Here is a 14,118-nt window from a genome sequence, read left to right as displayed (position 1 = left end):
GAGCGGCCGGCCTTTATCCAGTTTGCAGGTTAATTTTTGTAGATCAATACTTCAATCTTCCCTTCTTTAGTCACCGTTCCGCGGTACATGCCTTCGGTGTTGAACGGCATCGCGATGTTGCCGTTTTTGTCGAGCGCGATCAAACCGCCGTCCCCGCCAAGGTCTCCCACTTTTTTAATAACCGCCTTGCCCGCATCTTCCACGGAAAGACCTTTATATTCCATCATCGCGGAAAGGTCGTGCGCCACTACATTGCGGATGTAAAATTCGCCCCAGCCCGTGCAGGAAACCGCTACCGTGGAGTTGTTCGCATAAGTGCCCGCCCCGATGACGGGCGAATCGCCGATGCGGCCGAATTTTTTGTTGGTCATGCCGCCGGTGGATGTGCCCGCCGCAAGATTACCTTTTTTATCCAGCGCCACGCAGCCCACTGTTCCGAATTTATTGTCGATGTTTTGAATACCGAGTTTGTGCGAAGGAATAAAACTGTGATCCAGTTTGGCTTTGGCCGAATCTTCCGCCAGCGCTTTCTGCAGTCCGTCCCAACGTTCCTGCGTCCGGAAGTAAGCCGTATCTACGATCTCCACGCCTGCCTGCGCGGCAAATTCTTCCGCGCCGCGGCCCGCCATCATCACGTGCTCGGATTTTTCCATCACGGCCCTTGCCAGTGAGATCGGGTTTTTGATCACCCGTACGCCCGCCACGGCGCCCGCTGCCAGCGTGCCGCCGTCCATAATGGAGGCGTCCAGCTCGTTGCGGCCGTCGTGCGTGAACACGGCGCCTTTGCCCGCGTTGAACAGCGGATTGTCTTCCAGCACATGAATGGCCGCTTCAACGGCATCGAGGCTGGAACCGCCAGCCTGCAGCACATCGTAGCCTTTTTTTAGCGACGTTTCCAAGGCGGATCTGTATGCGGCTTCTTTTTCAGGCGTCATGTTCTTTTTAAGGATCGTGCCCGCCCCGCCATGGATCACCAGGACGTAATCGCCGGTTTTCGCTTCGGGCGCCTTCTGCATACAGGCGCCGAGCGTTACGGCGATAACAAGCAGCAATACGGAATAACAATAATTTCTACGCATGTTATTTGTTTCTTTCTTTTAAGATACCATTTTCCACCCACCAAAAATACCACTGGCCGCCTTTTGCTTTAGCCGGTTTGAAGTCCGATACGGAGAAAAACCCATTGCCGTTCTCCGCGCCCTGCAATTCATACACGCTTACGGCTTCTTTGTTGGCGGCCCACTCTACCGGTTTCCCCGGCGCACATTGTTCGGGCGCATGTTTGGCGCTTGTGATCAGGAAATAAGCCTTCCCTTCGCCGTACACCCGCGCATTCCCTTTTTCGTCGATGCACACGGCCGTTCTTTCATCCGGCGCAATGCCTTTGGGAAATACTTTCCAGTCGGTGATGATGCGCGCGAGGAAAGCCATGTGCCGGCCCTGCCGTTTGCGGGCCACGTAATGCTGGTCGCTGATCACGTTGCGCAGGAAAGGCGGCTGCAGGAAATCGTTGTTGTACAGCGTCACGAGCGTATCGTACGGGTTCAGCAGCGCTTTGGCCGTGGCGCTGCCGGTCTCGCCGCTGTAATACATGCCGGTGAGCACGGCGCAGCCCGCGCTGGTGCCGCCCACCGGCACTTTTTTCTCATTCAGCAGGTAATTGATCGCTTCGGAGGTTTTGGTATTTCTCCAGAAGTTCATATAGTTGGACTGATCGCCGCCGGAAATAAAAAGCATTTCAGCGTTGCGGATCACTCTTGCCACTTCGGGATCGTTGGCCGTTTCGCGGGAATCGATCAGCAGCGTTTCCACGGAGCTGACCTTGCCCAGGCTGTCGATGGTGCGGTTATACAAATAATTGCTGGAAGCGCGTATCACCACTACATTCCCCCCACCGCTGCGATCGATCATCCACCTGAACGCGCCGGGCACATCGCCACCGCCGCCCACGAGGGCCACGCCCCCGCGTGTTTTGGTCACCACGTCCGTTGTGTCGCCCGTAACGCCCAGCGAAGCTTTTCTTCCGCTGATCACGTTTGCTTCCCTTATCGATTGGGCCTGCGTATACACGGAAAGCCCTATAAAAAATACCGTCAGTAATTTCCTCATGCCTGTCTTTATTTATTCACGTAACCTGGATTCTGTTTCACATTCGGGTTGGCGCGCAGCTCGCTGTTCGGGATCGGGAACACGTATTCCGGATCGTTGGGCGTAAGCAATACGGCGCCGAGCGCGTTCACCGCGTCTTCGGGATTACGGGAGATGTTGAGATTTCTTCTCCTGAGATCGAAATGACGATGCCCTTCGAACGCGAGCTCTTTAAAACGCTCCGTCATTACCGCATTGACCAGCGCTGTTTTATTGGCAAATGCCTGCGGTGTGTAACCCGCAATGCGCGTGGCTCTCAGGTCGTTGATATCGTCTGCCGCGGGGCCGGGCATATCCTTTTCGGCATATGCTTCCGCGCGGATGAGATACATTTCTCCCGTACGCAGCAGCTTGATGTCTGCCAGGTTGCTTTCGGTATTGGCGGCCACGTATTTGGTCACCGCGTTCGGCACGTTTCCCGCAGCCTGGCGGCCTGCGTCAACGGTGATGTAGGAAGAAAAACGGATGTCGTTGGTTTTGTCGAAAAGGTTCACCAGCTTGAAAGACGGCGCATAGTAGATCCTTCTGCCGGCCGGGTTGTTCAGGAAACCCGCCTGTGTGTAAAAACTGCCGACCTCTTCGTCGCCGATCACTCTTTTCAGTTTCCAGAACACTTCCGCGGTGCTGTTGTCTTTCCATATCTGGGGGAACTGCGTGCGGTTCGCCAGCGGCAATGCGTCGATCGCTTCGGTGGCGAAAGTGATGGCATTGTCCCAGTTCTTCTCATACAAAGCCACACGCGCCTGCAAAGCGGCCACCGCGGCTTTGGTGATGCGGGTGCGGTCGTCGAAGCCGGCGGGTATCAATCCTTTCGCAGCGGCAAGGTCTTCGTTGATGCGCGCCATGGTTTCCCCGAAGGTGAGCCTGGAAGGTTTGCCGATGTAGGAACTGTCCATGTAAGGCACGCCCATGGCGGCGCTTTCATATTTCTCCGCGAAGTTGCGCACAAGCTCGAGATGACAATAAGCCCGCAGCGCCAGCAGTTCGCCCTGGTATTGCGCCAGCGCTTCATGTTCGGTGGGTTTTACGGCTACGCCGTACGACGCGCTCAGCGCCCTGTTCAGCCGGTCGATGGCGATGTAATTGTCTTTCCAGGAATCGTGCAAAAAACTGCCGTCGTACTGCCAGCGGTGGGTCGCAAACCCGGACCCGGTGCTGTTTTCAGACGGAAGCATGTTCTCGTCCGTAATGAGCGAAGTGTAACGGATGCTGGAATAGTAGTTCAGTGCGGAATACGCGCCGAGCAGGCCCTGGTTCACGTCGTCCACGTTCTGGTAAGCGCCTTCGGGATCGATGTAATCCGAGGGGCGGAGGTCCAGCTGTTTGTTGCAGGCTGAAGTGAAAAAGGCGGCGGCTGATATGTAAAGCAAATATTTTTTCATGCTGCGCATAATGAAAGATTAAAAGTTAACATTTAAACCCACCACGTAGGTGCGCGGAGTAGGATAGCTGAAACGTGCGTATTCATTGCCGTTTTCGGGGTCGAAACCTCTCCATTTGGTCCAGGTGAACAGGTTCTGGCCCTGCACGTAAATAGTTGCGCCTTTGATGATGCGCAGGTTGTTCAGTACGTGTTTGGGCAGGTTGTAGCCGATGTTCGCATTGCGCAGGCGGAGGAACGACGCGTCCTGAATATCGCGCGAAGTGAAGTTGCGGTCTGCGCTGATGCGGGGCAATATGGCATTGTCTCCCGGTTTTTTCCAGCGGTCGTACAGCAGCCTAGTGCTTTGGTTGCTGGTGATGAAGCTGGGGTTTTCGTTGAAATAATCTTCATTGTTATAACGCATCACTTTGGCGTTGAAGCTCAGCAGCGCGTTCACATAGAAATTTTTCCAGGTAAGGCCCGTATTAAAACCGCCCGTGAGCTCGGGAATGTAAGTACCGAATTCCGCTACGCTCATGGTAGCCGCATCGTAATCGGTGGTGATCTTGCCGTCGATGTCGTAATACAGCGGGTCGCCGTTGGCAGGGTCCACACCGGCCCATTTTGGCGCGTAATGCGCACCGAAGGGCAGGCCTACGCGGATGATGCCGGTATATCCGTTCTCGAATTCATCGGCGCCGCCGAGATCGAGCACTTTGTTTTTGTTGTAAGCCATGTTCACGCCCACGGTCCAGGTAAGGTCCGCCTTGCGCACGATATCGCCCTGCAGGTCGATCTCAACGCCCCTGTTGCGCATTTTGCCGGAGCTGATGGGCAACGTTTCGTCGGGCACGCCGGCGGTGAAGGAAAGGCGCTGGTCGATGAACAGGTTGCTGGTGATGCGGTTGTAATATTCAGCCGTCAGCCTGATGCGGTTGCCGCGGGTAAGCCCGAGGTCGAAACCGATGTTCAGCTCTTTCGCATATTCCCAATCGTATTCGGCGTTGCCCGGCTGGCTCGGCACGATGGCCGGATTGCCGCCATAGGAGGCTCTTTCGAAGGTGGCGAGATAAGCGAAGTCGTTGAGGAACTGGCTGGCGGTGGTGCCGTAGCTGGCCCTGAAACGTAATGCGGAAATAAAGTCCACGTCTTCGAGGAAAGCTTCGCGTTTGGTTTCCCAGCTTACACCCGCCGAGTAAAAGCCGTGCCAGCGGTTGGTTTCAGGTACCATGGAAGATCCGTCGTAACGGTAACTTCCGTTGAAGGTGTATTTGTTGTTGTAAGTGTAACGCAGTAGGCCGATGAAAGAAGCGGTGGCGTTGGAAGATTTGCCGCCGTTCAGCAAAGGCGTGTAGGTGCCCGGATCGCCAACGCCGGCGGGCGTTCTGGGCAGGCGCGGGTCAAGACCGTAACCGGTATAGCCGAAAGAACGGTAAGTGTTTTTCAGGTACTCGAAATAACCGGATACTTCCAGCTCATGTTTCGTATCGATCACATTGTTGTAAGTAAAGCCCGATGTGGAGATCACGGAAGTGCGGCGGGAAACGCCTTCGCCGTAGCTGCCCTGGTTGCCGTTGGACACCCTGCGGCCGGCGTAGGAATCCGGGTTGAACCAGTCTTCGGTGGTCAGGTCTTTATAATCGATACCCAGCCTGGTTTTCGCTACCAGCCCTTTTACGATCTCGTAATTGAGCGAGGTGCTGAGGATCATTTTCAGCTGGTTCTGCATTTTGCTGGTGTTGAGCATTCTCTCATAAGAATCGCTGCCTTCGCGCAGGTCCAGCACGGGATAGTCCGCACCGTCTCCGGTGGTCACCAGTTTGCCGTCAGGCGCGTAGGGATATTCATAAGGCAGTGCGTAATACACGGCAGACAGCGGGTTGTTGGCCGCGGTGCTGCCTTCCTGCTGGATGAAGCTGCTTTTTGAATATCCTACGTTCGCGTTGAGGTTGGCGGTGAATTTTCCCGCCGTGAAGTCGAGATTGTTTTTTACGGTGTAACGTTTCATGTCAGAGACCCGTACAAGGCCCTGCTGATCGAAATAGTTGAGGGATGAATAGAACCGGATGTTTTCGTTGCCGCCGCTGGCGCTCACCTGCTGCTCCATGTATTTGCCGTTGCGCATAAAAAGGTCGCGCCAGTCGGTGTTCATTTGCAGCAGACTGTCTACAATACGGTCAGCATTAGCTTGCTGGGCCGGCGTCATCGTGGCGTAATCGGGGTGGAGCTTGGAGTATATCCAGAAAGGCCCCGCTTCGGCGCCGGTCTCTACGCCGATGCCTTCTTCGAATTCTTTCCGCTCTTTCGAGTTCATCATATTAAAGCGGGGCGTGGTAAGGGTGGAAACACCGTATTGCGAACGGTATTCCACGGCTACTTTGCCCGATTTGCCTTTTTTGGTGGTGATCACGATCACGCCGTTGGAGCCACGCGAGCCGTACAGCGCCTTGGCAGACGCGTCTTTCAGCACGGTAACCGATTCGATGTCTCCCGGGTTGATGGCCTGGAAAGCCCCCGCCTCGATGGGCACGCCGTCCATTACGTACAACACGCTGGTGTTGCCGGCGATGGTGCCGATGCCCCTGAGCGTTACGTTGGCGCTGGTGCCGGGCTGACCAGACACCGCGTTCACCTGCAGGCCCGGCACGCGGCCCTGCAAAGCCTGCTCGAAAGTGGCGGCAGGCACTTCGTTGATCTTATCTCCCCCCACGGTGGTGGCCGCCGAAACGGATTTGCTCCTGTTGTAACCGGTATAACCCGTTACCACCACTTCTCCCAGGCTGGTGGTGGAAGGCTGCAGCACCACGTTAAATTCCGTGAGCTGGCCGATGGTTACCGTTTGGGCAACGAAGCCCAGCAGGGAAAATTCCAAAGTTTTGGCCGCATCGCCCACGCTGATGGCGAAACGCCCGTCTCCGCCGGTAGCGGTACCGGTGTTGGTGCCGGTTACGCGAACGGCTACACCGGGCAGCGGCTCGTTGGTGTTGCTTACCACCCGGCCTTTCACAAGCCTGTCTGCAACGGCTTGCTGGCCGTTGGCAAGGATCACCACCAGGTTGTCTTCCTTGATCACATAACTCAGGCCCAGGCCGGCGAATGCCCGGGAAAGCACCTGCGACAGCTCTGCGTTCTGCACGGAAATGCTTACGCGCTGGCCTTCTGGCAGCGTGCCCGTGTGGTACACAAAGCGGTAAGTGGTTTGTTTTTCTACCTGGTTGAGCACATTCCGGATGCTGCTTTTGTGGAGATCAAGACTGATCTTGTCCTGCCCCCTGCCGGTAACGGCCTGCACCTGGAAACCCAGTAGAAGCAATAGCGTAATTAGTTTCATAGCCAACAATAGCGGGAGTTTCATAACTTTGTTATGGTTTAGTGAGTGAATAGCCTTATTCATTTTCGTTGTGATTTGCTCTCAATTGCTAAACTCCGGGAAGTGCGCCAACACTTCCCATTTTTTTTGTTTTTTGGTTGATGAGAAGCGCGCCAACGCTTCTTTTTTCCTTTATAGAATTTTGACCCTGGTTGTTTTATTTGCTGATAACGATCCTGTCTTGCTCTGCCACAAAATTGAAGGGATACGATAACTGCAAGGCTTCCAATGCCTTGATGACAGTTTCACTCTCGAATGTGCCGGAATAGCTGTATTGTTTTACCGCTTCGTCTGTGAACACGATGGAAATGCCGTACCACTGCTCCAATCGTTGCGCGATCTGCTCCAGCGATTCGTCCTGGATCTTCAGGCGGCTCCTGATCCAGGCGATTTCTTTGGCTTTATGGTCCACCGGGTCTACGGCCAGCGAGCGCACGGCAAAAGACGTGTCTCTCCTGCCTCCCGACTGGATCACCAGCTTCTGGCTGGGCATCAGTACGGTTTTGCGGGAAGGGTCTTCTTTGGAAGTCACTTCCACCCGGCCCCTGAACAGGGCCGTTTCAGTATAGGCGTTGCCGGGATAGGCGCTTACGTTAAAAACGGTACCCAGCACTTCAATGCTCGCGTCTTTGGTATGTACGATGAAAGGATGCTCGGGATCGGGCTTTACGTCGAAAAATGCTTCGCCGGAGAGGCTGAGCACACGGTTGGTTTTGCTGAAACCTTCGGAAAGGGATACCGTGGTGTTGTTGCGCATGGTAAGTATCGAGCCGTCTGCCAGCATCAGCGTTTTACGCGGCTCATCCCCGGTTTTTACCGTGGAAACCGCCACCGGCAAAACTGCCGCCGGTTTGCCCGCAGGCCTGTCCGTCAAAAAGAAAGTACCGGCAACGATCAGCACTGCCGCGGCCACACCCGCATACAGCCACCTGCGCGGCCTGCGGCTGCGGGCCTCCAGCTGGCCGAAACCTTCTTTCAGCAGCATAGACCTCTCCATACCGTCTTTCAGCTCGCGCACCTGCTGTTCCAGGTTGCCCTGGTTGGCGTTGAGCATGGAAAAAAGTTTCCTCGCTTCGGTTATTTCACCCGAAGCTTCAGGATGCTCCTTTATCCAGTTTTCCCAGAAATCAGTGGCGGACGGGTCCGTTCCCAGGCAGTAACGCTGGAAGGATTCGTCGCAGACAAAATCCTCTGCGTTGCGGTATTGGTCGCTCATACTACATACACCTTTCCAATACTGACGGCGGAAAAAGCGGTTTTGCCCAAAGAAATTTTAACTTTTTTTTGAGAAAGGTCATTTCAGCAGCTCACGGAGCTGCCGGATCGCGTTGTACATCGTATTGTACACTGTTTTTACGCTTTGGGAGGTATGGTCTGCGATCTGCTGGTAACTGTACCCTTCGAAGAACATAAGGCCGATCAATTCCTTCTGCCGGGGCGTAAGCTGCTGCATGGCATGGTACAGCCTGCGTTTCAGCTCCTCGTCCTGCTGCACCCGCACGATGATCTCCTCGTACGGCAGCTCGCTGGCGGCTTCCTGCTGTCCCATGCGCTCGATGGCGGTCTCTATTTTGGCGTGATATTCCAGCTGGTCGATCAGCATGCGGCGCAGCGCGGTGAAAAGATAGGCCCGCACCTGCGTAACGGGGCTCAGCCGGTGACGTTTTTCCCAGATCTGGAGAAACAGCTGCGTAACGGAATCTTTCACCAGCTCGTCGTTGGCCGTAATTTTCAGGCCGAAACGCACCAGGTGGAAATAGGTATTGTTGTAGAGATCAAAAAAGGCCTGTTTGTTGCCTTTCCTGATCCCTTCCCAATAAGCCATATTATTTTCTTCCCCTGTCAACGGTTTGAGCTTGGTTCTTTCATCAATGCCTCCACGGCGGCTTCCAGCTGCTGGTCGCGGCCGGCCGCCACTTTATCGAAATCGTTCCTTACTTCGATATCAGGCTGTGTTTGTGAATTTTCAAGATAACGGCCCTGCAGGTCTTTTACGCCGAGCGTGGGCACACTGAAATGTATGGCGTTATCGTGAAGGGTCTGCCCCGTCATCCACGTGCAGCTGCCGGGCACGGGCATGCCCACCAGTTTGCCCATTTTCAGTTCCTGGTAATCGTGCACGAAACAGTGCCCGTCGCTGTAGTTGGCCTCGCAGGCCAGCACCACGGAAGGTTTCGTCCAGCGGAAAGCGGGCTCGCTGTATACCAGGAAGTGATCGTTCGTGTTGTTGCGGATCTTCCGGCCGCTGAGGAACATGATGAGCTCGGAAGCCAGGTCGCCGCCGCGGTTGAAACGCGTGTCTACCACAATGCCTTTGCGCCCGGGGAAACGGCCCAGCACTTCTTCGTAAGTGCGGCGGTAGGCTGCGTCGTTCATCCGGTAAAGATGCACGTAACCGAGCTGGCCGTTGCTGAGTTTGTCCGTTTCAGCTTCGTTGCGCTTCACCCAACGCTCGTACAGCAGGTCGAATTCTCTTTCGGGCGATACGGGTTTTACCTGCAACTGCTGAATGGTATTGCCTTTGCGGATACCCAGCAATATTTTTTTCCCGGCCTTCCGGTTAAAATACGCCGCAACGTCTTTGTCCGTTCCGATCTTTTCACCGTCTATCGTTTCGATCACCGTTCCCGCCGCGACGCCCAAAGCGGGATCGTCCAGCGGGCCGCCCGCCATTATTTCCGCGACCATCAGGCCCGGGCCTTTGTACGCGGGATCGTAAAACGCGCCGAGCGACGCGGTAACGTCGCGGTCTTTCTTTTCTTCGTTGAAGCTGGCGCCGGTATGGCTTACATTCAGCTCGCCGAGCATCTCATTCAGCAATTCCGCGAAATCGTAATTGTTATCGATGGAAGGAAGGAATTTTTCGTAATCTTTTTTCAGCGCGTCCCAGTCAACGCCGTGCAGACTGCCGGTGTAAAAGGTTTCCTTCGTCCTGCGCCATACATGCTCAAACATCGCTTTTCTCTCTTCCGCGGTGTTCACCGTCATTTCACCAGTAAATGCAATGTTCTCTTTTTTGCCCGCGGCCGGGTCGATGCGGATCACTTTGCCGTCTGCCAGCAGCCAGGCATATTTTTTTTCGTTGTCCCACTGCATAGACGCATCGTCGATGTTCAGCGGCAGCAGCAGTTTTGTTTCTTTGGTGCGCAGGTTGCAGCTCCAGAGATCGTAGTCTTTTTCGAATTTGGCGAGATAATACAACGTTTCGCCGTCTTTGCTCACCAGCGCGCTTCCCAGCAGTGAAGGATGCGCGGTCAAACGTGTTTTCCGCAGCTCCAGCCCCTCCCAGTCTATTTCATTCTGCTTGCCTGCGGCGGGTTGCGGCGTTTTTGCGCGCAGTTCTTTCTGCAAGGCGGCCTCGTCTTTGCTCAGGCCGAAGTCTTTCCAAAGGCCGCGGTCGAAGAACAGCGCGTACACGTCGTTCTGCCGCGTGCTGCTGTTGGCGTAACTGTGCAGGCCGTTGCGGTCGGTTTGCCAGATCATCATCCTGCCGTTCATGGCCCATTGCGGTTTGGAATCGCTGTAGCCGCTGCGGGTGAGGTTTACCAGTGTTTCTTTGCCGTTGGCGGGCACGATGCCGATCTCGTCGTTGCCGTTGCCTGCGCCGTTGTATTTCACGAGCAGCCACTTCCCGTCCGGGCTCCATTCGAAATGCTGGTCGAAGTCGCTGCGGCTGTAAAGCTGTTCGTTGCCAACGATGGTGCGGCTTTGTTGGGTGGAAGGATCGAATATTTTAAGCGTGGCCCTGTTTTCGATGAAAGCGATCGATTTGCCGTCGGGGGAAAACTTTGGCTGGTAGTTCTCCTGTTCGTTCGCGATCACCGCCGTTTCTTTTAAGGAAGTCGCGTTAAAAAAATAAAGTTCTTTCCCGTTCACGATCTCCGAACGGTAAATGTTCCAGCGGCCGTTTCGCTCGCCGGCATAGAGCAGCGACTGCCCGTCCGGCGAAAAGCTGAGTCCCGCTTCGGCTCCCGCGGTGCGGGTAATGCGGCGCACAAAACTTCCGTCTGCGCTGCCGGCAAACACTTCGCCGCGTGCGATAAATGCTATTTCTTTTCCCGTGGGCGATACGGCCATTTCCGTGATCTCGCCGAACGGCACATTTTTTTCGTCGTCATTTTTTCCCGCAACGGGAATCGTTACGTTCAGCCGGGAAGGGCTTCCGTCGCGCGTTTTCAGGTATATCCCTCCATCGTAACCAAAACACAGCGTGCCATTTTCCGCGATGCTAAGGAAACGCACGGGATGGTCTTTCAAAAAGGTGATCTGCTGCGGCTGCATCATCTCGTGCAGGGAAGTATGGTATACATTAAAGCTGCCGTTTTTTTCGCTGAGAAAAAAAATCCAGCTCCCCGACCACACAGGGCTGCGGTCTTCACCGTCAAAATAGCTGACCTTGCGGTGTTTTTTAGTTTGTGTATCGTACAACCATACATCACGCGCAATGGATGACGTTTGATGTTTGCGCCAGATATTTTCGCGGCCCTTGCGGTCGTGGTACACGATAAAACGCCCGTCTTCGCTCAGTTTCGCGTCTTCCGCCGGCGTAGTAAGCAATTGTTGCACGCGCCCGCCGGTGGCCGGAACAATGTACAGCTCCTGCAAAGCGTCTGAAGGGAATTGCCGGTTGGCCGGATCGTCCAGCCGCACGGCGCCGAACACCACGCCGTTCTTTGTGAAATCGTATGGAAGTTCATCGGCGGAATGCCAGGTAAGGCGTTTGGCTTCGCCGCCTTCGGAAGGCACTACGTACACATCGAAATTGCCCGCGCTTTTTCCCGCAAAAGCGATCGCCCCGCCGTTGCGGCTCCATACCGGCATACAGTTGCCCGCGCCGTCCATCGTGAGCGGAACCGCCGTGCCGCCTGTGGACGGCACTTTGTAAAGATTTCCGCGGTAGGTGAACGCGATGGTCCTGCCATCCGGTGAAATGGCCGGGTAACGCAGCCACAAAGGATTTTCCGCCGCCGTTGCCGTAAGGCTGAACAGCAGGGAACATAGTGCCGGGAATGCTCTTTTCAGGGGGATCATCGCGAAAAATTACGAAAGATTTGCTGAAATCAAAGTTTGACCGTGATGAACGCGCCGCATCCCAATGAGGCTATTCAATCACAAACTCGCCCAGCTTTTGCCGATAATCGCTGTTGAGGGCAGCGATATCTTTAAAATCAGGCCATGTCCCCTGAATCTTTCCATACAGGTCCTTTTCCGCCTCCCTCAAATTGGCGGCCATTTCGAATTTCTGCTTTTTAACCACTTCATTCTTCACCAGCCGGTATTCCTTAAGAGACGAAAATATATCACCGAAAGTCTTATCGTAGATGTCGATGAAGGATAAGATGCCGTCGCTGAACAGCTTGTAAAAACGGTCTCCATATATGGGTGCGCGAAAGTTGTAAAATTCCCTCGCCACAAAATATTCCAGGAAAGAACGGTGGATAAATGCGTAATTCCCCTGGTCGTCGCGGTTCAGGAAAGCGCAGGTCCTGATATCATGACTAAAATGATCGACCTTTTCCTGGTTGTCTATCCCAAACCTATCCCTGATCAATTTATCCAGCACAGAAAAATGTACTTCCAGGCTGTCCTGCTCATGCATCTGTACGGCCAGCAGCACAATAAACGCGAGTTTCTCGTCTGCATTGATCAACACTCTGAAAAGCCCTTTATCTTCTTCCCTGTTAATCCATTTGCTGGTATAAATGTCGTATAACTTTTTAAGGCTTACCTCTTCGTCCGGCAGGTCTTTCAGGTCATCATAGGTCTCAGATATAATATTGAGCAGCACCGGCCTAGCCGCCAGGTCGCGCACGGATTTATGACGCAGGATGCCTTCGATCTTGTCTTTATCGCCCGAATCGATGGCTTTTTTTATATACTCATTGATCTTTGCTGTGTCCATCAGCTGCAGGCAGGCTATCCGGCAATTGTCTGGCACGTGGATGCCGCAATATTTTTTTGTTCCGTCGCCTTTTTTCCTGGGAAGGTATTTTCTAAGCAGCTCGCCAAATTCTTTATTTTCGGGAAAATAGCCGGGCCGCGAGCTCAGGATGACCTTGTTATTCGGCGTTACCAGCTTGCATATTTCGATAAACGTAAGCTTTCTTTCGATGGGCGTAACGAGTTTGGCCATTTCGTCGAACCCGTCAAGCAGGATCACGAAGTGGCCTAATTCGTTCATTCTCTTGAAGACCTGCAGGTTGATATTGGAATAACCAATTTCCGTGGTAAAAAAATTGATCAGCATTGAATCGATATCGGGTACTTTATTGTAATGCTTTAAGGTCAACAACAGCGGGATCTTTTGTTGGCCATTGCCAATGTTTTCCAGCTTCGCCTTTGCCAGGCAGTACATCGTGTGCTCCAGCGAAGTGGATTTTCCTCCGCCAAAATCAGCCAGTACGATCGATACATTCTGATCGCTGCCTGTAAACGAGGAAATATAGCTGCTGAAGAGATCGATCTTCTCAAATATCGCTTTGCGCCAAGCCTCGATCGACTCCCTTGCTCTCCTTGATCTAGCGGATAAGGGACGCCCCTTTTCAAGATATGCTCTTATATCCAGATCTTCATAGAACATCCCGAAACGTTGGGTACTGTGAAACTCAATCTCCATCCGCATCAGTTCCTCGATTACGTAATTATAATTGAGCGTTTGCAGTTGACTAATATCGATAATGCGGAGATCGACATACCTTTGAAGGCGCTCCTTTTCGTACCGCTCCACAAAATTCTTCAGGTAATAATCCACGTCTATCATCTGGTGCAGTAGATCGTCATAGCTCATCAGAAAAACGTAGCTGGCTGCGTCGGACAATGATTCTTTGGCGCTGGCGGTAAAGCCGGTGTTGGTGATGAGATATCCTTGGTCGATTTTACCTTTCATGCGCAACGTGAGCACGCGGGCCTTGAAATTTTCTACTTCATTGATGCCTACTTTGCCGGCGCTTTCATGAAACTTGCATTCGATCAGTATGCGCGGCTTGAATTTGTTATGCGAGGTAGCGATTGCATCTGTTTGCGCAGCATCGATCTTTGTATCGGCAGTCACATCGTAGCCAAATAGTTTGAAAATATCGGCGACTTTAGTTTCCAGTTCTTTCCAGTCCATAAGGGATAATTTTTTATGGTAAAATTGCGGGGCGCATTTTTGGGGCGCAAGGATTAACCAATTTAAGATTAAAATCGCTAGGATGAAAATGAAAACCGGGAAGATGTTGTTATTTCCATGGCTTGT

The 14,118-nt window shown here is 53.5% G+C and carries 8 protein-coding genes; all 8 read right to left on the bottom strand.

Features of this window, described 5'->3' with window-relative positions; all coding sequences use genetic code 11:
• Window positions 1-29 precede the first annotated feature (29 nt).
• Window positions 30-1,079 carry an isoaspartyl peptidase/L-asparaginase family protein gene (locus tag J7I43_RS02115; protein ID WP_236023278.1) on the bottom strand — a complete coding sequence of 350 codons (1,050 nt, stop codon included), beginning with the start codon at window positions 1,077-1,079 and terminating at the stop codon, window positions 30-32.
• Window position 1,080: 1 nt separating this feature from the next.
• Complete coding sequence (locus tag J7I43_RS02110) at window positions 1,081-2,109, bottom strand: cyanophycinase (RefSeq protein WP_209142736.1); 1,029 nt, start codon at window positions 2,107-2,109, stop codon at window positions 1,081-1,083.
• An 8-nt stretch (window positions 2,110-2,117) separates the two neighbouring features.
• Entirely contained in the window at window positions 2,118-3,530 is a 1,413-nt protein-coding gene (locus tag J7I43_RS02105; RefSeq protein ID WP_209142734.1) for a RagB/SusD family nutrient uptake outer membrane protein, read from the bottom strand.
• A gap of 18 nt (window positions 3,531-3,548) precedes the next feature.
• Window positions 3,549-6,866, bottom strand: a complete 3,318-nt coding sequence (locus J7I43_RS02100; protein ID WP_209142732.1) for a SusC/RagA family TonB-linked outer membrane protein — start codon at window positions 6,864-6,866, stop codon at window positions 3,549-3,551.
• 172 nt (window positions 6,867-7,038) lie between these two features.
• A complete protein-coding gene (locus J7I43_RS02095) occupies window positions 7,039-8,097 on the bottom strand; it encodes a FecR family protein (RefSeq protein WP_209142730.1) in 1,059 nt (352 codons plus the stop codon).
• A gap of 78 nt (window positions 8,098-8,175) precedes the next feature.
• Entirely contained in the window at window positions 8,176-8,706 is a 531-nt protein-coding gene (locus tag J7I43_RS02090) for an RNA polymerase sigma factor (RefSeq protein WP_209142728.1), read from the bottom strand.
• A 17-nt stretch (window positions 8,707-8,723) separates the two neighbouring features.
• The gene (locus J7I43_RS02085) at window positions 8,724-11,912 is read right to left on the bottom strand and encodes a S41 family peptidase (protein ID WP_209142726.1); all 3,189 of its coding nucleotides are present in this window, start codon (window positions 11,910-11,912) and stop codon (window positions 8,724-8,726) included.
• A 70-nt stretch (window positions 11,913-11,982) separates the two neighbouring features.
• On the bottom strand, window positions 11,983-13,992 hold the full coding sequence (locus J7I43_RS02080) for a restriction endonuclease (protein WP_209142724.1): 2,010 nt from the start codon (window positions 13,990-13,992) through the stop codon (window positions 11,983-11,985).
• Between the last annotated feature and the right edge of the window lie 126 nt (window positions 13,993-14,118).

It is taken from the genome of Chitinophaga chungangae (assembly GCF_017742215.1).
Lineage (GTDB): Bacteria > Bacteroidota > Bacteroidia > Chitinophagales > Chitinophagaceae > Chitinophaga > Chitinophaga chungangae.
The sequence above is the reverse complement of the archived record's forward strand: the minus strand, read 5'-3'. Positions and strand labels throughout refer to the sequence as shown.